General features: G+C 66.9%; 18 protein-coding genes. 6 read left to right on the forward strand and 12 right to left on the reverse strand.

Features of this window, described 5'->3' with window-relative positions; genetic code table 11:
• Positions 1-6: 6 nt before the first annotated feature.
• Positions 7-1,005 (forward strand): HD domain-containing phosphohydrolase, encoded by a 999-nt coding sequence (locus tag ACAM26_RS15945; RefSeq protein ID WP_369614085.1) that lies wholly within the window; start codon positions 7-9, stop codon positions 1,003-1,005.
• On the opposite strand, the gene ACAM26_RS15950 is transcribed toward ACAM26_RS15945, so the two are convergent.
• Complete coding sequence (locus ACAM26_RS15950; protein ID WP_369614086.1) at positions 998-2,395, reverse strand: HDOD domain-containing protein; 1,398 nt, start codon at positions 2,393-2,395, stop codon at positions 998-1,000. The genes ACAM26_RS15945 and ACAM26_RS15950 overlap by 8 nt on opposite strands.
• Positions 2,396-2,544: 149 nt before the next feature.
• Here ACAM26_RS15950 and motA point away from each other — a divergent pair, with 149 nt between their 5' ends.
• From motA to ACAM26_RS15970, 4 genes are all read left to right on the forward strand, one after another.
• On the forward strand, positions 2,545-3,405 hold the full coding sequence (gene motA, locus ACAM26_RS15955; RefSeq protein ID WP_123142075.1) for a flagellar motor stator protein MotA: 861 nt from the start codon (positions 2,545-2,547) through the stop codon (positions 3,403-3,405).
• Positions 3,406-3,410: 5 nt separating this feature from the next.
• Positions 3,411-4,280 carry a flagellar motor protein MotB gene (gene motB, locus ACAM26_RS15960; protein ID WP_123140700.1) on the forward strand — a complete coding sequence of 290 codons (870 nt, stop codon included), beginning with the start codon at positions 3,411-3,413 and terminating at the stop codon, positions 4,278-4,280.
• A gap of 183 nt (positions 4,281-4,463) precedes the next feature.
• A complete protein-coding gene (locus tag ACAM26_RS15965) occupies positions 4,464-5,555 on the forward strand; it encodes a hypothetical protein (protein WP_369614087.1) in 1,092 nt (363 codons plus the stop codon).
• Entirely contained in the window at positions 5,552-6,280 is a 729-nt protein-coding gene (locus ACAM26_RS15970) for an OmpA family protein (protein WP_369614088.1), read from the forward strand. Before ACAM26_RS15965 ends, ACAM26_RS15970 begins: the two co-directional genes overlap by 4 nt.
• A gap of 25 nt (positions 6,281-6,305) precedes the next feature.
• On the opposite strand, the gene ACAM26_RS15975 is transcribed toward ACAM26_RS15970, so the two are convergent.
• The 5 genes from ACAM26_RS15975 to ACAM26_RS15995 all read right to left on the reverse strand — a co-directional run bounded on the left by ACAM26_RS15975 (position 6,306) and on the right by ACAM26_RS15995 (position 10,438).
• On the reverse strand, positions 6,306-7,160 hold the full coding sequence (locus ACAM26_RS15975; protein ID WP_123140697.1) for an HDOD domain-containing protein: 855 nt from the start codon (positions 7,158-7,160) through the stop codon (positions 6,306-6,308).
• A gap of 117 nt (positions 7,161-7,277) precedes the next feature.
• The gene (locus tag ACAM26_RS15980; protein ID WP_123142079.1) at positions 7,278-8,489 is read right to left on the reverse strand and encodes an HDOD domain-containing protein; all 1,212 of its coding nucleotides are present in this window, start codon (positions 8,487-8,489) and stop codon (positions 7,278-7,280) included.
• A gap of 121 nt (positions 8,490-8,610) precedes the next feature.
• Positions 8,611-9,573, reverse strand: a complete 963-nt coding sequence (locus ACAM26_RS15985) for a hypothetical protein (protein WP_123142080.1) — start codon at positions 9,571-9,573, stop codon at positions 8,611-8,613.
• Positions 9,574-9,756: 183 nt separating this feature from the next.
• Positions 9,757-10,047 (reverse strand): PilZ domain-containing protein, encoded by a 291-nt coding sequence (locus ACAM26_RS15990; RefSeq protein ID WP_123140694.1) that lies wholly within the window; start codon positions 10,045-10,047, stop codon positions 9,757-9,759.
• 73 nt (positions 10,048-10,120) lie between these two features.
• Complete coding sequence (locus ACAM26_RS15995; protein ID WP_123142081.1) at positions 10,121-10,438, reverse strand: hypothetical protein; 318 nt, start codon at positions 10,436-10,438, stop codon at positions 10,121-10,123.
• Positions 10,439-10,840: 402 nt separating this feature from the next.
• Here ACAM26_RS15995 and ACAM26_RS16000 point away from each other — a divergent pair, with 402 nt between their 5' ends.
• On the forward strand, positions 10,841-11,071 hold the full coding sequence (locus ACAM26_RS16000) for a putative motility protein (RefSeq protein WP_132230476.1): 231 nt from the start codon (positions 10,841-10,843) through the stop codon (positions 11,069-11,071).
• 126 nt (positions 11,072-11,197) lie between these two features.
• Here ACAM26_RS16000 and ACAM26_RS16005 read toward each other — a convergent pair whose 3' ends face one another.
• The 6 genes from ACAM26_RS16005 to ACAM26_RS16030 all read right to left on the reverse strand — a co-directional run bounded on the left by ACAM26_RS16005 (position 11,198) and on the right by ACAM26_RS16030 (position 19,804).
• Positions 11,198-11,884, reverse strand: coding sequence for a putative metalloprotease CJM1_0395 family protein (locus ACAM26_RS16005; RefSeq protein ID WP_123140691.1), 687 nt, complete (start codon positions 11,882-11,884; stop codon positions 11,198-11,200).
• Between the two features lie 147 nt (positions 11,885-12,031).
• The gene (locus ACAM26_RS16010) at positions 12,032-12,493 is read right to left on the reverse strand and encodes a TIGR02281 family clan AA aspartic protease (protein WP_369614089.1); all 462 of its coding nucleotides are present in this window, start codon (positions 12,491-12,493) and stop codon (positions 12,032-12,034) included.
• Between the two features lie 17 nt (positions 12,494-12,510).
• The gene (locus ACAM26_RS16015; RefSeq protein ID WP_369614090.1) at positions 12,511-14,229 is read right to left on the reverse strand and encodes an AAA family ATPase; all 1,719 of its coding nucleotides are present in this window, start codon (positions 14,227-14,229) and stop codon (positions 12,511-12,513) included.
• A 77-nt stretch (positions 14,230-14,306) separates the two neighbouring features.
• The gene (locus ACAM26_RS16020; RefSeq protein ID WP_123140688.1) at positions 14,307-14,600 is read right to left on the reverse strand and encodes a PilZ domain-containing protein; all 294 of its coding nucleotides are present in this window, start codon (positions 14,598-14,600) and stop codon (positions 14,307-14,309) included.
• A gap of 108 nt (positions 14,601-14,708) precedes the next feature.
• Positions 14,709-15,638, reverse strand: coding sequence for a chemotaxis protein CheV (locus ACAM26_RS16025; RefSeq protein ID WP_123140687.1), 930 nt, complete (start codon positions 15,636-15,638; stop codon positions 14,709-14,711).
• Between the two features lie 308 nt (positions 15,639-15,946).
• Positions 15,947-19,804, reverse strand: coding sequence for a DUF3683 domain-containing protein (locus tag ACAM26_RS16030; protein ID WP_369614091.1), 3,858 nt, complete (start codon positions 19,802-19,804; stop codon positions 15,947-15,949).
• Between the last annotated feature and the right edge of the window lie 199 nt (positions 19,805-20,003).

Genomic DNA, 20,003 nt, shown 5'->3' on the forward strand with positions numbered 1-20,003 from the left:
CCCGCAATGCAACACGGCAAGCTTCTGGTCGTCGATGACGAGCCGAGCAATCTCGCACTGATCGAGCAGATCCTCGGCGAGGACTACAACCTGGTATTCGCCCGCAATGGCCAGGAGGCGCTGGCGGCGGTCGCCAAACACGCGCCGGTGATGCTGCTGCTCGACGTGCAGATGCCGGACATGGATGGCTACGAGGTCTGCCGCCGGCTCAAGGCCAGCCCCGGCGGCGACCAGATCCCGGTGCTGTTCATCACCTCGCGCTCCGACGAGATCGACGAGAACGAGGCCTTCGAGGCCGGCGGGGTCGACTTCATCACCAAACCGATCTCGCCGCTGGTACTCAGGGCACGGGTGCGTACCCACCTCTCACTGGTGCGCGCCACCGACCTCGAACGCAGCCAGCGCGACGCCATCGACATGCTGGCGCGCGCCGGGCACTTTCGCGACAACGACACCGGCGTCCATATCTGGCGCATGGCCGACTACTCGGCGCTGCTCGCCGAGGCCGTCGGCTGGTCGCAGGAGTCGGTCGCGCTGATGAAGCTCGCCGCGCCGATGCACGACACCGGCAAGATGGGCATCCCCGACGCCATCCTGCAGAAACCGGCCAAGCTCGATGCCGCCGAGTGGACGGTGATGAAGACCCATGCGCGGATCGGGCACGACATCCTCGCGCGCAGCGAGGCGCGTGTCTTCAAGCTCGCCGCCGAGATCGCGCTCTATCACCACGAGCGCTGGGACGGCAGCGGCTATCCCGAAGGACTCGCCGGAACCGAGATCCCCCAGTCGGCGCGCATCGTCGCCGTCGCCGATGTCTTCGACGCCCTGAGCATGCGCCGCCCCTACAAGGATCCCTGGCCGGTCGAGCGCGTGGTCGAGACCCTCAACGCCGAGGCGGGAAAGCACTTCGACCCGGAGCTGATCACCCTGTTCAACGCATCGCTCGAACGCATCCTCGAGATCAAGGCGACCTGGGATGCTCGCGAACCCGACGAACTCAACTGAGCTCGCCCGAGGTGCGAGACAGGATCTCCGAGGCTCGCATGACCAGCGCCGCAAACCGCGCCTCGATCCCGGCATCGAGATGACAGCAGACACAGCGCCGATCGGCATAGATCAGACCGAGCACGACACCGCCGCGCCACAACGGCATCGCCAGGAAGGCATCGACCCCGAGACGTTCGGCCAGCTCATCGGGTAGCGTGACCGTACCGCCGCACCCGACCCGCACCACGCCCGGAGCATCGAGCAACCCCTCGAGCAAGGTCCGCGCCCGATGCCGCCAACCACCCTGATTGAACTCGGGCTCGAACTCCGAACCGACGAACAACCGCGGGGTCAGGGTCCGATCGTCGGGCGCGCAGGCGAAGAAGGCCACGCGATTGAGTCCGAGCCCGCGATGCAGCCCGTAGAGCAGGGTCGTCAGCAGCCGCTCCTCCCCACCCCCGCACTCGAGCCGATGTCGGCACCGAGCCAGCTCGTCGGCGCGCGGTGCCAGACAGAAAGGCGCCTGATAAGGCGCCCGCAGCTCCCAGACCGCAGGCGCACGCGCCGGCGTCGGCAAGGGCGTCAGCGCCGTCTCGGCGAGCACCGGGAGGCGCTCGCGCGTCAGCGCCAGCACCCGGTTGACCCGTCGAGTCAGGGCATCGGGAGAGAGTTCGAGCAGCTCGCTCGCCAGCCACAGGTCTCGCCCGAGCAACGGATGGCGCCATCCCGAGCAGGCATCGCGCGCCATCTGATTGGCGAGCATCGCCCCCAGCGGACGGCTGTGCGCGGCATTGTGCGGACGCATCGATTCACGCACCATCTCGGGTAACGCCCAACGGCAGGCCAGCCGGTAGCCCAGGGTTCCCAGACTGTCGCTGAGCGCGACATAATCGGCCTCGTGCGGCAAGACATGATGGAGATAGACGAGCTGCAGATAGCGTCCGATCCGCCGATCGCCCACCGCGAGCAGGACGAACTCGCCAAGGGTGTGCAGGAGCGCGGCCGCGGCCACCTCGGCCGGGAACATGTCACGCCCACAGGCCGCCCAGTCGGCGGCCAGCGCACCGGCCAGCGCGCCGCGCGCCAGGGCATGGCGATAGGCACGCAGCCGGTTCCCCTCAAGCTCGCGCTCGGCCTCGACGACCTCTTCGAGGAGGCGCGCAAGACCGCGCTCGCCGAGCATGTGCACCGCATCCTCGAGGGTGGCGATCTCGGTGCGGAAATGGCGATGCGGCACGGCGTTGGCGCGATGCAGTGCCTGCAGCGCCAGCGCCGGGTCATCGAGCAGCACCGCAGCCATGCGCTGACGCGAGGTCTCGGGGCCAGCGAGCAGCCCCCTGAGCCGCTCGCGCGAGCGCGCCAGCACCGGCAGGCGCCCGGGCTCGACCAGCGCGGTCAATTGACCCATCCAGTCCTGCTCCATCGCGGCCCCTTCCCTCCATCGGATCGATCGGCGGCATTATTCGCAAAAGGACCAGCCGGCGACAAGCGACGCAGTGGGTCAGACCCCATCGGTTTACGCGTCTGCTGGTCCCCGGGCAACTCAGGGGGCATGGGATGAAGTTACTGCTCGGCGCGCTGATCACCTTCGGCGCCGTGCTCGGCGGCTTCGCCGCCCACGGCGGCAACCTGCTGGCGATCTGGCAACCCTACGAGATCATCATCATCTGCGGCGCCGCGCTCGGCGCCTTCGTCATCGCCAACCCCGGCGCGATCATCCGCGAGACCCTCGCCACCCTGCCAGAGCTGCTGCGTGGACCGTGCTACACCCGCGCTGACTATCTCGATCTGCTGGCGCTGATGTTCAAGCTCTTCGGCAAGATTCGCAAGGACGGACTGATGGGGGTCGAGGCCGATATCGAGGAACCACGCAACAGCGCGCTGTTCCGCGCCCATCCCCGACTGCTGCAGCACCCGCACGCGCTCGAGTTCATCTCCGACTACATGCGTCTGGTGGTCAGCGGCGGCATGAACCCCTTCGAGCTCGACGCGCTGATGGATGTCGAGCTCAACGCCCATCACGAGTCGCGCACCGCAGCGGCCCACGCGGTGCAGCGCAGCGCCGATGCCCTGCCCGCCTTCGGCATCGTCGCCGCAGTCCTCGGCATCGTGAAGACCATGAGCGCGCTCGGCGGCGCGCTCGACGAGATCGGCGCCCTGGTCGCCGCAGCGCTCGTCGGGACCTTCCTCGGGGTGCTGATCGCCTACGGCCTCATCGGCCCGATCGCCACCGCGATGGAGCATCGCGCCGAGGAGGAGCAGCAGTTCCTCACCTGCATCAAGGCCTGCATCCTCGCCAACGTCCAGGGCTACGGCCCGCAGATCGCCGTCGAGTTCGGCCGCAAGACGATGCACGCCCCGCTGCGCCCGAGCTTCACCGAGCTCGAGCGCCATCTGCACGGCGGACGGGCGAGGTAGCCGGGATGTCGCTCGAACCGAAGAAACAGCCGGTGATCGTCCGCAAGGTGATCCGCAAGGGCGCTCATCACGGCGGCGCCTGGAAGATCGCCTACGCCGACTTCGCCACCGCGATGATGGCCTTCTTCCTGCTCCTGTGGATCCTCAACGCCACCGACGATCAGCAACGCGCGGCGATCGCCGGCTATTTCCAGGACCCGGCGCTGTTCGAGGCCGGCAGCCCGGTGCTTACCGTCCCGGCCGGTGAGGGCAGCGGCAACGCCCCCTCGATCATCGACTTCGAGGGCGGTTTCGCACCCTCGCCCGAGGGGTGGAGTCCGTCCCGGCTCGAGGCCCTGGCCCAACGGCTCGATGCCGCACGGCTCGAGAGCCTGCGGGTCAGCCTGCAGGCGGCGCTCGACGACAGCGCCGCGCTCGCCCCCTACAAGGAGCAACTCCTGATCGATGTCGTCCCCGAGGGGCTGCGCATCCAGATCATCGATCGCGAGAACCGACCGATGTTCGACCTCGGTAGTGCCCGACTGCGACCCCACGCCGCGGCCATCCTCGAGGAGATCGGCACCATGATCGAGACGGTGCCCAACCCCACCGCCATCTCCGGGCATACCGACGCGCGCCCCTATACCAGCCCGGACTATACCAACTGGGAGCTGTCGACCGATCGTGCCAACGCCGCCCGGCGCGCGCTGATCGCCGGCGGAATGCCGGACGAGCAGGTTGGACGCATCGTCGGACTGGGATCGAGCGCCCCGGCCGACCCCGAGCATCCGAGCGCGCCGATCAACCGGCGGATCAGCATCGTGGTGATGCGCCTGGAGGCAGCCGAGGCGGCCTTCGCACACGACAGCGCCACCATCGAGCTGCCCGGCGACTGAGTTCGGGCGTCGTCATCGCGACGCCTTGCTCCAGAGCGCCGCCGACAATCGTCATCTTATTGACGCACACAGCCCAGACGCCACATTGTTTCGTGACACCAAATAGGTGGCGCGCTTCCTGCTTATCTGGTTTCAGACCAGGGCCGAATGGCCCCGAACCCGATAACCGGCGGACGCTCAACCATGCTCGAATCAATCGCACTCGGCGTACTCTCGGCCCTTCACCAACTCAATGCGATGGCGGTGATCGGCGCCTTCACCCTGCTGCTGGTCGCGCTCTTCGGCGCAGCGCTGGCGGCGATCGGTCGTGGTCGCGGCGAGGAGTTCTATCACGGTGCGCCGACCCTGCTGACCACGCTGGGGATCCTCGGCACCTTCCTCGGCATCGCCATCGGGCTGCTGGAATTCGACGTGCGCGACATCGAATACAGCATCCCGGTGCTGCTCGACGGACTCAAGCTCGCCTTCGTCACCAGCATCATCGGCATCCTGCTCGGCGCCATCCTGCGTCTGGTGCTGCTGCTCGGCACCGATACCCCGTCGGCGCAGATGCAGTCCGACGCCGCGACCAAGATCGAGCGGCCGGAACTCGACGCCCTCGAGCGATTGGTGGCGCTCGGCGAACACCAGGCCGAGGCCGCCCGCGCCCAGCTCGCAGCCACCCAGACGCTCGAACGGCGGCTGGAGCATCTCGACCACGACCTGACCCAGACCCTGGAGACGCATCACGCGCAGCTGCTCGGCCAGCTCGACGACTTCGCCCGGCGGCTCGGCGAGATGGGCTCACGCCAGCTCATCGAAGCCCTCGAAGGCGCCATCCGCGACTTCAACGACAAGCTCGGGGTGCAGTTCGGTGAGAACTTCCGCCGACTCGACGACTCGGTCGGCAAGCTGCTGCAATGGCAGGAGCAGTATCGCCAGCACATGCAGGCGCTCGGCGATCAACTCGACCACGCCGTCGGTGCCGTCGGTCAGTCACAGACCGCGATCGAGGCGCTCACCCGTCAGGCGATGCAGATCTCGCGTCATGTCGAGGACCAGGAGACGACCATGGCCGGGCTGAGGCGCGAGACCATGGAGCTCGAATCCCTGCTCAGCGGCATCGCCGAGCTGCGTGATCGCGCCAAGGAGGCCTTCCCGGCGATGGACACCCGGCTCAAGGCGATGCTCGAGAACATCGAGAACGCAGTGCTCTCGGCGCTCGAGGCACAGCGACGCATCGCCCAGAGCCCCCCCGCACGCGGCACGGCGCTGGCCGCGGGAGCCGGGGCATGAGCGCCTTCACACCACGCCTCCCCGGACACCGCCAGCAGAACGAGGGCGACAGCCACTGGCTGGTGGTCTCCGACCTGATGGCCTCGCTGATGATGATCTTCCTCTTCCTCGCCCTGCTCCACATGGTGCAGATCGAGCGCGCCCACGAGGTCGAGACCGAGGTGCGAACCTCCGCGGCCGAGCTGCGTCAGGCGATCTATCACGCGCTGGAAGACGAGTTCGTCGACGACCTGCCGCGGTGGAACGCCGAACTCGAGCGCGACACGCTGACGCTGCGCTTTCGCGAGCCAGACGTGCTGTTCGATCGCAGCTCGTCGCGGATCAAGCCGGAGTTCGAGGCCATCCTCAGCGACTTCCTGCCACGCTATGTCGCGCGCCTGCGCCCGTTCAGCACGGTGATCCGCGAGATCCGCATCGAGGGTCATACCTCCAGCGAATGGGCGCCGGGGAGCAGCCCGCTTGAGGCCTATTTCGCCAACATGGAACTCAGTCAGAAACGCACCCGCGCAGTGCTGCGCTTCGCCTACGGACTCGAGGCGCTGCGTCACGAGCAGTGGTTCAGGTATCGGGTGGCCGCGGTCGGGCTGTCCTCGTCACGGCTGGTACTCGACGCCACCGGACACGAGGACCCGACCGCCTCGCGTCGGGTGGAGTTCAGCGTGCTGACCAACTTCGAGGACCGACTGCTGGCCCCCACCGGGCTCGATGTCGCCGCGACACCCTGAGCCCGACGCATGAGCGGCGCGGGACTCAGCCGGGATCGCGCAATGCCTCGACGGCGCAAACCTGATACTGCGCGGCATCGAGGCTGGCAAGCAGCTGATCGGGGGTCACCCCCACACGATCCCAGATCTCGGGAACGATCGGTGGCGCATCGTTCCAGTCACGCGAATCGAGCTCGGCGAGATGGGCCCCGGTGTTGGCGAGATGGACGATGGCGACCGCCTCGAAGTGCTCGGCGGGCGCATCCAGCGGGGCATGGTGATAACGCAGACAGGCACACAGCGACTCGGGCAACCCCCAGCGTTCGGCCAGGGCACCACCAAGCTCGGCGTGGTCGAAACCCAGCTCGCCGTGCTCGGCTGCCTGCGGCGAGATCTCGTTGGGGGCATCGAGACTGCTGAGGAAGGCGCGGTGCGCCTCCTCGGGCACCTCGGAGAACAGTACCAGCTGACCGAGGTCATGCAGCAAGCCACCGAGGAACACGGTGCCGGCAAGGGCCCGCGAGCGATCCTCGGCAAGCAGGCGTGCGATCACCGCGCAGTAGGCCGAGTGGTGCCAGAACACCTCGAGCGGCAACAGGTTCTGGACCGGCAGACGGTCGGATGCCTGGGTCACCGCTCCGGCGATCACCAGTCTGCGCACATGCTCACGCCCGAGCAGCGCCAGCGCGCGCTCGACCGAATCGACGGTGCGCGCCGGCGCGAACGCCGGACTGTTGGCCAGCCGCAGCAGGATCGCCACCAGCCCAGGGTCCTGCTCCAGCCGTGAGGCGATCTCGCGCTGCGGGCTGTCGGGGTCGTCGAGCAGCTTCATCACCTCGCCAACCACGCGAGGGATGGCCAGCAGCCGCCCCGTGTTCTTTACCAGGCCTTCGATGGTCATCGCGGACACGCGCCAATCCTCCAATATCGTCCCGAGCGCCAGGCAACAGGGAAGCGCGGCTCGGGATCGCAAACACGACCGGGGATTCCCCCGGGTCGAACGCGTCTGCGGAGTGGATCAGACATCGAACATCATCTTCAGCGACTCCAGGGTTTCGGTGCTCGAGGCCAGTTCGCCGATTGGCTCACCGGGCGCGGGCGGGGTCAACCCCAGGGTGGCGAAGGCGGGAACCTCGCTCGCCTCCGGGTGCTCCCTGCCCTCGCTCTGTAACGCCGCCCAGCGGGCAACGATGGCGATGCTTGCATAATCGGGCTCGGGCGCGACATAGGACCAGTCGTGCGAGTGCTCGGCCACCGCGACCAGATCCTCGCCCAGCCCCCAGTAGTTGATCACCAGAACGCCGGTGATACCACTGAGTTTGTCGACCAGGGAGGCGATGAGTTCAGGACTGGGGTCGGGGTCGCGCATCTCGATGAACTGGATGATGGGGACGGCACCGATCCCGGCCACCAGACCGGCGAGCAGCGCCCGCTCGCGATGCAGCAGCCCGAGCGTCTCGGCCAGCAGGTAGCTGTAGGCCGAGCACAGCACGCCATCGGCCCAGACCTGCTGCATCGCCTCGCGGGTGACCACGTGACGCGCCTTGAAGGCCTGGCGCAACGCCAGGTTGGTGGTGAGCATCCGGGTGTTGCGGAATCCCAGCCGCAAGACTGCGTCTCGCACCGACTGGATCTGCTTGGTGGCGCGAAACAGCGGACTGTTGGTGGCATGCAACAGGGCCCCGGCGATGGTCCCGTCGCTCTGGATGACCTCGGTCAACTCGACGATCCCGGCTTCGGGATCGTTGGTGAGTTCCTGGATCTTGAACGCCACCTCGGGCCGTGCCGGCAGTTCGAGTCGATTGCTGGAGATCAGGCCGTAGAGTTCGGCGAGGAACTCGCCCTCGGTGGCATCGAGCTCGATGTCGCTGACCTCCAGACCCGACTGCTGCGCCGACTCGAGTGCCGCCGAGGACACCTTGAGCAGCAGGCAGGGGCTCTCGGTGACGATCATCGACTCGCCACGGGTCACGCCATCGAACACCTCGATCGGATCACTCAGGCCACGAAAGCTCTGGAAGCGTTCGCCCGAACCGTCGGTCAGACGCACCAAGTGTCCGTCGACCAGGAACAGGCGCTGCCCCCCTGACTCGGTCAGGCGGATGCGCTGCTTGGCCGGAACCTCACCGAAACCACAGTGCGCGGCCAGTTCCTCGCGCGCGGCCTGGGGGAGATCCTTGGTGATGTCCATCTCGGCGAGCAGTGAGAGGACCTCGAGCGTCTGGGACATTGAGTGCTACCTGAACAGTCGACAAGGCGGTGATCGCACATAGTCTAGCAGTATCGCACCTGCGTCCAGCATCGCTACGCATCAGCGGTGTCATGCGTCCCGGACGGGATCCGCATTGCGATCACGCCTCGGCCCGATAGCCCAACAGGACATCGGCGAGCTCACCGCGCGAACCGTCGTCACGCACGAACTGGCCGGTCTGGGCCACGACATCATAGGCATTGAGCGCCTTGCGGGTATGCTGATAGCCGGTCTCCAGGGACTGGATCGATGCCTCGGCCAGAGTACGCTGCACCTGGGTGCCGTCGGGGCCGATCTGCAGCAGCCGCAAGGCGCCGAACACCGGATCGTCGGCGTTGATCTGCCCATCTCCGTTGGAGTCATAGCGCGCCAGCTCACCGAAGCCGTGGGCGGCACCGTTCTGATCACCGAACAGCTCGCGACCATCGTCGATCTGGCCATTGCCGTTGCGATCGAGCGCCAGCGCCCAGGTCCCGCCGGTGACGAAACTGACCTGTTCGGCTTGACCGTCGGCGTCGAGATCAAAACTCACCCCGCCCTCGATCCCGGTGGTCTGGAGACCCTCACCGGAGAGGTCGAGCACCAGGGGGTCACGCACGTTCACGCCGCCTGGACCGGCCTGCAGACTCAGGCTGAAACTCTGCATCTGGGCAAACTCGAGCCTCTGCAGGCCACCGCCACCGAACTCGAGACGCAGGCTGCTACTGCTCTGCCAGGAGAGCTCGAGCTCGGCCAGACGACGATGGATCTGCTCCTGGGCGAGCCGGACCTGGGCATTCATCACCCGCTCCTTGATCCGTGTCGCACGCGCATCGAGCGTCCCGGATTGGCCTTCGGCGAGGGGAACCGCAACCTTTTCGAGATCGAAGGACTTGCGCAGGATCTGATAGTCCTGATCGGCATTGACACGATTGGCGACCTCGGCAGCGAGGCCCTGGCTCGGTAGCGCGGCGGTGGCCACCTGCTGACTGGCAGGAGCAGTCGCCGGCGGCGCCAGCGGACGCGCTGGACGCATGGGAAAGGGTTCGGTGGCGAACAGCGTGGTGGTACGGGCGGCAAGCATGACATCGACTCCCGATGCGCGCACGAACGAGACGGCCTCCAGGGGATCGCGCGCTTGATCGGCGTGCAGACTCCGTCTCAACACGCCCCTCTCGCCCACCTCCCGACACTGCGGGAGCAGGCTTAATCGTCGTCCCAGCAACAACAACGGCCGCCAGCACGAGATCTTGAGCAAGCGCGGGGATCAGTCCACGGGATCGTCGTCGTCATCGAACGAGAGCGCCAGACCATCGGGCAGATGGCGTACCACCTGCGCCCTCACCAGGGGCGGCGTTTCACCTGCCCCGAGGGTTCCGGTCACCTGCAGCTCGACCCAGCTGCCAACCGCGGGGCGGTCGGTGTCATCCATCAGGATCATCACCCCACCGCCACTGAGGTCATTGGTCCAGACCCGCTGAGCCGGACGACCGGACCGAAAGAGATCGACCTCGACCTGCATCGGCAACCGTGGATGACGCCGCCTGTCTGAATCCATTATCACCCCCCCCTTAGCCCCAGGCGCGTCACTGAATCGCGGCGGCCAACAGCCGCCGGGGCATGTCGATCGATCAAGCATCCAGCGTGGGGCGCAACAGATCCGACAACCGCCAGAAATCGATCCCACGCAGGAACCCCGCACGAATCTCCGAGCGCAGCCGCACCGGGCGGCCGCCGCCATCACACTCGGCCACCCACTCCTGTGGCAGATGCTCAAACGTATGCGCCTCGGCCAGCTCGCCGTCGATCGTACGGCACAATCTGACCTCGCCGCTGCGCACGTCGCAGAAGGCGGGACGAAAGCCGCTCAGCAGAGACTGTGGCAAAGGCAGGTTCGTCGCAGGAGGCGGCGTTCCTGACCGGGGGCTGAGGGGACCTTGCTCGAGCATCGTTCGACTCCAGGATCATTGTCGCCGGGAGCCGAGCCCGGCATCCCGCGCGGAGACGCTGACATCGCCTCCCCCATCGATAACGACCCGGGCACCACGAACTTGAGTCTACACAGGCTCGCCCTCAAGCAATAGTTGGTACGGCAAGATCATTGCCGCACCGGACTGTGCGCCACCCGACGTCAAGGATAGCCACCTTGGTCTACAGTTTAGGTAAACCGCAGTCATCGCAGATGAGGGGTTTAACGTCCCCAGTTCGCGCCGGACGCCGCGATACCGCCCTTGAGAGGATCGGGAGTCGGCCGCGGTTTATCGCGATGCGGGACAGGTAAAGACGCAGCAGCAGAAAACCGACAAGCCCCGGCATCGCCAATCGACACACAGAGAACACGGGATTCGATCATGGACATCTCATCGATGGCAGGCGTCGCCACCGTAACCAACACGATGGCCGGCAGCAAGACCGCAAACGACACGAGTGCCGCATCGCTCAACCAGGCACTCGACACCCAGGCACAACAGGCCGCGCAGCAGGTCGACCAGTCGCTGACGCCTCAGCAGGCGCCGCAAGAGCCTTCGAGCACGCGGGGGCTGCCGGAGAATGTCGGGCGCAACATCAACGTCACCGCCTGAATCCACGCCTCGCGACACCGAGGCGCGTGTCCCGCCGGAGCACATCCGCCTGACGGGACACGCCACCCCGGCGACACAGCCCGGCCAAGAGACGACACCAACGCCCGGGTGCTAACCGCTCCACACTCAGGCGAACTGGTTGATCTGTTCTGCCGAGCGCGCTGGCGCAAAGAATCCGGCAATCCTACGCTCGAGTCGGTCACGCTCGGCGCCCGGCTCCTGCATGCCCGCAGCGTTCGTATCCTGCGCATTCGCATCGGCCCGCGCAGCCGACGCCTCGCCCTCCATTCGACGCATCTCCTGATCCGCCTGCTCGAGGACACGCATCTCGCGTTGGGCCTCGATCTGCATCGCGCGCGCCTGTGCGGCAACCCGCTGATCCTGGCCGGAAGGTTCTGCGGGCGCCAGGGCGGCGCGCAGCACGGTCTCGGCCTTCTCCAGCGTCGCCGCCGGATCGGCCTCCTCCGAGGTGTCGATCTGCACCTCGCCACCGATCGCGTACTGACGCCCGTCGGGGCCGGTTTGATAGGTATAGGAAGGACCGCCAGTGACATAACGCCCGCCCGCAGCGACATGCGCCTGCTCGTGCATGCGGACCTCGCGGTCGCGCTGGCGCAACTGCTCGATCAGCCGCAGCTCTTCGGGCGGGGGCGTCTGTTCTGGTTGCTCTACGGGGTGGGGCTGTGCGTTCTCACCGCTCTCGCGACCAGCGGTGGATGCCGTCTCTTGCTGGCGGGTGGCGCCACCGGAGGAATCGGCAACGGGCGCGGGAGATGGTCGAAGCGACGCACCGACCCCGGAATGGATCTCCATCGGCACTCACCGGGTATCGACTGTCTCTCAGTCTAGCCGTTAGCGCATGACGCTGCCGCAGCATCACCTCGACAATGCGACCTGGATCTCCATGAGAATGCTACGCGATTCGGCCATTTCCCCACCAACCGAGCGATCCCGGCAGCATCAGCGATGATACAGCGCGCGCAGCACGATGGCTCCGGCATCACGACATCGCCTGAGCCCACGCAGAAAGCTCTGCCCGAGCAGGACCTCGCCAGACCCGTCGCCGGTGACGACCACTGCAGCGACCCGTTCGCGCACGAGACCACCGACCTGCACGCTGTCGAGCACCACGGCATGCCCGAGGCCCACACCTGCCGCCCCCTGATGGCGCACGATGCGGCCGCGTGAATATCTGAGTCCCAGCCTGGCCGCCTCACGCTCGCCGAGCACCACGGTGTCGGCCTCGGGCGCCAGCCGAAAGGTCACCGCCGAGCGACCGATCCGACCACGCAACCGATAGTCGCCTCGACTGTCGCGATAGAACCGTGCCTCCGGCCCCGCGGCTTGAGCCTGTCCGCCGGGACAGGGGTCGAGCGCCATCACCGGGCCGGTCGTCACGGTACAGAGCAGCACGAGCGCCATTCCCCATCGATGCGCCCTCACCGCAGTGATCCCTGCACCGAACCGATCGCGCGAATCCACGGCCGATCGGCGCGTACCGCCTCGGGCAGGGCCGCATAAACCCGTTCGGCCTCGCCGCGACTGGCAAAGGCCCCGGCGAGCACGACCACGAAGTCACGATCGCGGGAGCGGATCGGCAGGAAGCGCACGCCATCGAGACGGTGACGCGTCACATAGTCGCGCGCCGCCTCGAGACTGCTGACGGCGATCAGCTGAATGGTGTAGCGATTGGGATTCTGCGCCACCAGCCAGTCTCGATCCGCCGTCAGATCGATGCCTGATCGGGGTTGCGGCGCCGGCGCGACCGGCTGAGGGCGCTCGAGCGGCGGCGCAGCTGGCGCAGGCGGCTCCTCCCGGGGCGGCGGCTGCGTCAACGAACGTGGTGGGGCGGGCTCAGGGGCTGGCGGCATCACCGCGCCGGGCGCGGGACGGCTCAGCTCCCCGGGTGGCTGAGCCAGCCGCGGGCGCGGTGGTGGCGCAACCTCTGCCGACTCCAGCAACAAACGGGCACGATCACGTGGCGCCGACGACGGGGCTGGACGCGGATCCTGCCCCTGCAGCTGAAAGATCACCGGCAACAGGATCGCCAGGGCCGCGCCACCGGCGATCGCCGGGACGAACCAGCGCTGGTTCCAGATCGGCGTCGCCGGGACGGCGGCGGACTTTCCCGCCCTGACCGCTTTGCTCGCCGGCTGATCGCCTTTGGTTCGTCTCAGCAGCGACGCCAGCGCCTTGATCGATCGACCCGACGGCGCCGCGCCAGCCACCGCCTCGGCCGGTGCGCCGCGCCGCGCCACCGCCCCGGCCGGCGGCGCATCCTGGTGTTCATCGATACTCGCCGACAGCGCCCGGATACGCTCGGCGATCAGTTGCTCGGGGGTCTTCTCGCCGGTCTCAGGCGCGAGCTGCCGGGGAGGCGGAGCGGGTTCGGGCTGGCGCGGCCCCGTCTCGACATCGTAACAGCGCGCCTCCAGCCACGCGCCGGCGAGTGTATTGAGTTCCTTCGGACAGCCCTGGCTGCGGGCATGCAATGACTCGACATCGGTATCCGCGAGCAGGCCGAGCGGATTGTCCAGACCGGCGGCCTCGAGCCGATGACAGAGATAGGCGCGGGCCTGCTCGAGATTCAACGGACGCAGACTGAGACGGCTGATCCGCCCCGGATCGTCGGACTCGAGCTGGAGTGGATAACGCCCCAGCGCAGAGTCGCCGGTCAGCACCAGACGCGGCGGCTCACCGGTGCGCTCGAGCAACCCATGACGCAACCGCATCAGGGCGTGGACCAGATCGATACCGAGATGATGGGCATCATCGATCGCGATACAGAGCTCGGCCCCGGTTCTCAACAGCTGCGCCAGCAACTGCTCGAGCGAACGCGCCACCCGCCCATCGGCGCCAAGCTGGGCGCGGAGGGTTGCCTCGAGCATCTCCACCGAGGTCCCGGGACGCGCGCGAAAGGCGATCAGCTCGAAACGATCCGGCAACAGACCGAGCAGACGCATCAACTGCAGCGTTCGACCACTGCCTGCCGGGCCGGTCAACATCAGCACCGCACCCGGCGCCTCGAGCAGCTCGACGGCGGACTCGAGCAACTGATCGAGCAGCAGGTCGGTGTAGAGAAAGGCCTCGCCGGCGCGCTCGTCGAAGGGGTCCTGGGTCAGCCGCAAGCGGCTCAAGCAATCGGGATCGAGCGCCATCAGAGAGTCGTCATCAAAAACCAGCGCGGGCCCGCCATAACCGGACGGGCCCGCGCCTGAGAGGTGAAGTAAGGGGATCAGCCGGCGTCGGAGACGAATTCGACCCCGACGACCTGGCGCTCGCCATCGCGATCGACGCGCACCACACGACCGCTGCAGACCAGCGGCGCAATACGGTCACTCGGACTGCTGATGCTGACCTCGAGCCGCTCGCCCGGGGAGAGCGGTGCCTCACAGACCAGCGCACAACCCGACGGGCTGAGGTCGGTCAGGCGCACCGAGAGCGTCTCATCGCCATCCAGACGCTTGACGTTGGCCTCGGTATCGGCGTTCAGTCTCAGGAATTTACGACGTTCGTCATCGACCAGCATAGCGCCTCCTCAATGGATAAAAGGGATCCTCATGATGGATCGAGCGTCCCTGTCTACCGCTCGGGGCGGCTCATGCACCGCTCCGAGCCCGCCCCCCCCTGGCAACCCTCAGGCGCTGGTCGCCGGCGGCTCCTTCAACCGCTCCAGCACCGCCTCGGCCAGGTCGTCCGGGCTGTACTTCTGGATGAACTTATTGGCCCCGGTCCGTTTCACCATGTCGACGTTGAACTCCCCGCTGATCGAGGAGTGCAGCAGGATATAGAGATCCGCGAGACGCGGATCCTTGCGGATCTCCGAGGTGAGCTGATAGCCGTCCATCTCCGGCATCTCGATGTCGGAGACGACCATGCTGAAGTGCTCGGCAACGTCGATGCCCTCCTGTTGCATCTGGTGGATCAGGTCGATCGCATGTTTGCCGTCGGTGAGCAGGGTGCACTCGATACCGAGCTGCTCGAGCGCCCGCTGGATCTGGTGGCGCGCCACCGCCGAGTCATCGACCACCAGCACCCGGCGATTCTCGGCATGGATGCGTCCACTCAGGTCCTTGGAGACATCGGTGCTCACGTGCACCACCTGGTCGAGCACCTTCTCGACATCGAGGATCTCGACCAACTCCTCCTGGATCAGCGTCACCGCCGTCACATAGACGTTCTTGCCCAGATGCGAGGGCAGCTGCTGCACCTGGTCCCACTGGGTGTTGACGATGCGGTCGACGCGACGGATCAGGAAGCCATGTACCGAGCGGTTGTACTCGGTGATGATGATATAGCCCTTTTCCGGCTCGGCCATCTCCGGACCACCGACCGCCTGCGAGAGGTCGATGATCGGCATGGTGATGCCGCGCAGTGTCGCCATGCCCTTGACCAGCGGGTGGGCGCCGGCCGGGCGCGTCAGCGGCTGATAGGGAATGACCTCCTTGACCTTGAAGACGTTGATCCCGAACAGCTGCTTGTGTTCGAGCTGGAACAGCAGCAACTCGAGCCGGGTGCCAGCGGCCTGATTGGACTCGAGGGTCGACCCGGTATTGTTCTTCGACATGAGGAAATTCAATCGCTTCTGACGTCACAGGGTATCGCGCGATGCTACACGGCGCACACACACGCTTTCAAGGTTGCGCGGCCAGCGGCCAGCGGCCAGCGGCCAGCGGCCAGCGGCCAGCGGCCAGCGGCCAGCGGCCAGCGGCCAGAAGGATTGAACCGCAAAGGCGCGAAGGGCGCAAAGGGGAACAAGCCTTCTGAACCCAGTTAGGTCGCGAAAAGCGCAGCGCGTCCGGCGAAAAGACCGCCAACCGCCAGCTCAGCAGCGACCAGCCACCACTCCCCGCTGACTGGCGGCTGGCGGCTGACTCAGAGCAACACGCGCTCGACGCCGCCGTCGCGGGCCTGCGCGATGAAGCGCTGCTGCCAGTCCTCGCCGATCAGGCGACGCGCCATCTCGACCACGATGTAGTCGGTCTCGAGACCGGTCTCGTCATGATACTTGGCCAGACCCTGCTGACAGGCCGGGCAGGCGGTGAGCAGTTTGGCCTCGCCGTGCTCGACCCGAGGGGCGCCGGTGAGTGCGCGCACCCCGGCCTCGAGCTCCTCGCGCTTGCGGAAGCGCACCTGGTTGGCGATGTCCGGGCGCTGTGCACCCAGGGTACCCGCCTCGCCGCAGCAACGATCCGAGAGCGTCACCGGGTCGCCGATCAGACTCGACGCGACCTTGATCGGCGCGTGGGTCTTCATCGGGGTGTGGCAGGGATCGTGGTAGAGATACTTGACCCCGTCGACGCCCCGCAGGCTCATCCCCTTCTCCATCAGCCACTCGTGGATGTCGAGCAGCCGGCACCCCGGGAAGATCCGCTCGAACTCGTACTTCAGCAGCTGATCCATGCAGGTTCCGCAGGAGACCACCACGGTACGGATATCCATGTAGTTGAGGGTGTTGGCCACGCGATGGAAGAGCACCCGGTTCTCCATGGTGATGCGCTGACCGCGCGCCTCCAGCCCGGCGGCGCGTTGCGGATAGCCGCAGCACAGATAGCCCGGCGGCAGGATGGTCTGGGCACCGCCGCGCCAGAGCATCGCCAGGGTCGCCAGCCCGATGTCGGAGAACAGCCGCTCCGAGCCACAGCCGGGGAAGTAGAACACCGCCTCGGCCTCCTCCTGCGTGATCCCGGGGTCACGCAGGATCGGGATCTGGGTCTTGTCCTCGAGCCCGAGCACCTGGCGGAAGGTCTGCTTGGGCAGCTCCACCCGGATCGGTCGCGCCACCAGCTCGACCACCTGACCGACCGCCTTCGGCTTGCCGGTGGTGATCCCCGGATGACGCCTGGGCGCGCGTGTCAGCCCCAGCAACCGCGCCACCCGGTGTCCGAGATTGATCCCGGCAAAGCCCCAGCGTGCCAGCGCGGTGCGCAGCAGACGGATCGCCCGCGGATCGGTGACGTTGAGAAAGCGCATTGCCGCCCAGGCCCCGGGGGAAAAGCGGTTGCGTTTGCGCGCGACCAGGATGCGGCGCAGCCGCATGGTGACGTCACCGAAGTCGATGTTCACCGGACAGGGGGCGAGACACTTGTGGCACACGGTGCAGTGATCGGCGACGTCGTTCATCGCGTCGAAGTGACGCAACGACAGCCCGCGCCGGGTCTGTTCCTCGTAGAGGAAGGCCTCGATGATCAACCCGGTGGCGAGGATCTTGTTGCGCGGCGAGTAGAGCAGGTTGGCACGCGGCACGTGAGTCATGCACTTGGGCTTGCACTTGCCGCAGCGCAGACAGTTCTTGACGTCGTCGTTGAGGGCGCCGAGCTCGGTCTCCTCGAGGATGATCGCCTCCTGCTGCACCAGCCGCAGCGAGGGCGTATAGGCGCCCTCGAGCCCGGCACCGGGCATCAGCTTGCCGCGGTTGAAGCGCTGCTCCGGGTCGACCCGTTCCTTGTAGGCGACGAAGGCCTCGAGCTTCTCGGGTTCGAGATATTGCAGCTTGGTCAGACCGATGCCGTGCTCGCCCGAGATCACCCCGCCGAGCCCGGAGGCGAGCGCCATGATCCGTGCCACCACCTCGTCGGCCTCCTGGAGCATGGCGTAGTCCGAGGAGTGCACCGGGATGTTGGAGTGGACGTTGCCGTCGCCGGCGTGCATGTGCAACGCCACGAACAGTCGCGAATCGCGCAACCGGCGATGGATCTCGACCAGACGCGTGCGCACCCGCTCCAGGTCCTTGCCGGAGAAGATCTCGTTGAGCTGCGCGGCGACCTCGCGGACATAGGACTGACGCAGGTCGCGACGCAGCATCATCGCCAACAGGGTGTCGCCTTCACGCACCCGCGCGCGTTCCTTCTCGTGAAGCAGTTCGAGATGTTCGGCGGCCGGGGCCTCGAGGTGTTCGAGGATCGCGCGCCAGCGCGCCCGTGCCGTCTCCAGCACCTCGCGCGCGGCATCGCGCTTGGCCGCGAGGATGGCGACGTCCTCCTCCGAGACCTCGTAGTCGCCGGCACGCCGCGCCTCCTCCAGTCCGCTGCCGAGGTAGTCGAGCACCGCGGCCATGATCGCGTCCTTGTTGCGGATCGACTGCTCGATGTTGATCCGCTCGATGCCCCGGCTGTAATCGGAGAGCCGATCGAGCGGGATGACCACGTCCTCGTTGATCTTGAAGGCGTTGGTGTGGCGCGAGATCGCCGCGGTGCGCGCGCGATCGAGCCAGAAACGCTTGCGCGCCTCGGGGCTGACGGCGATGAAGCCCTCGCCGTCGCGCGCCCCCACCAGCTCCACCACCCGTGCCGCGGCGGCATCGAGCGCGGCCTCGTCGTCGCTGACCAGATCGGCGATCAACACCATCTTCGGCAACTCGCGGCGCGAGGCCTTGGTGCTGTAGTCGACGGCGCGCACATAGCGCTCGTCGAGGTGCTCGAGCCCGGCGACCAGCACCTCGGGCAAGGACTCGATATAGTCCTTGATCTCGACGATCGCCGGCACCGCGAGATCGAGATCGGTGCCGAAGAACTCCATGCACACGGTGCGCACGTGATCGGGCATGCGGTGGAGGATGAAACGCGCCGAGGTGATCAGCCCGTCGCAGCCCTCCTTCTGCACCCCCGGGAGGCCGGAGAGGAACTTGTCGGTGACGTCCTTACCGAGCCCGACCTTGCGGAACGAGGCGCCGGGCATCTCCAGGATCTCGGGCTCACCGACCGGGGTGCGCCCGTCGGTGTCGTAGCGCGAGACACGGAAGCGCACCAGCGCCTGATCGTGGATGCGCCCGAGGTTGTGATCGAGCCGCTCGATCTCGAGCCACTGCGCATCCGGGGTGACCATCCGCCACGAGGCGAGGTTGTCGAGCGCGGTGCCCCACAGCACCGCCTTCTTGCCGCCGGCGTTCATCGCGATGTTGCCGCCGATGCAGGAGGCGTCCTGCGAGGTCGGGTCGACGGCGAAGGCCAGGCCGTTGCTGTCGGCCAGGTCCGAGACCCGCCGGGTGACCACGCCGGCGCCGCAGCGCACCGTCGGCACCCGGCCCTCGACCCCGGGCAACTCGATTCGCTCGACGCCCGAGAGCGACTCGAGCTTCTCGGTGTTGATCACCGCGGTGTGCTGATGCAGCGGCACCGCCGAACCGGTATAGCCGGTGCCGCCACCGCGCGGGATCAGCGACAGACCGCAGTCGATGCAGGCGCGCACGATGGCGGCGACCTCGGCCTCGCTGTCGGGGGAGATCACCACGAAGGGCAGCTCGACGCGCCAGTCGGTGGCATCGGTGGCGTGCGAGACCCGCGCCAGCCCGCCGAAGTCGAGGTTGTCGGGGTGGGTGATGCCGGCAAGCGCCTTGCGCAAGCGGTCGCGATGGGCCGTCTCCTGGGTGAACCAGTCCTCGAGCCGGGCGACCGCACCGCGCGCCGCCTCCAGCAGCTCGGCAGCACGCTGATTGTCGTTGAGTCGCTGTTCGAACTGATCGAGCCGGTGACGCATCGCCTGCAGCAGTAGCTGGCGACGATCGAGATTCTCGAGCAGATCCTCCTGCAGATAGGGATTGCGCGAGACCACCCACATGTCGCCCAACACCTCGAACAGCATCCGTGCCGATCGCCCGGTCCGTCGACTCCCCCGCAGCGACTCGATCAGCCGCCACATGGGCTCGCCGAGAAACCGGATGACAATCTCGCGGTCGGAGTACGAGGTGTAGTTGTAGGGGATCTCGCGGATGCGGGGCTGGGATTCGGCTATCATGAAGTTCCAGTTCTTGAATTGGGTTTTTCTTGCATTACTACAAAATGGTACTGCAAAGCTGGCCCGAACATGCCCCTGAGTTGTCAGGGGTCAGCCTCCGCCCCAGATCCCGACCACCGCGTCGGCCTTCGCCCCGGATCCCGGATTGCCCATTCGTTGATCTGGATCAAACGGTTATTCATCGAGCACGGTTAGCTTT

Origin of the sequence: Marichromatium sp. PS1, assembly GCF_041155115.1 — a bacterium.
In the GTDB taxonomy this organism is placed as follows: domain Bacteria; phylum Pseudomonadota; class Gammaproteobacteria; order Chromatiales; family Chromatiaceae; genus Marichromatium; species Marichromatium gracile.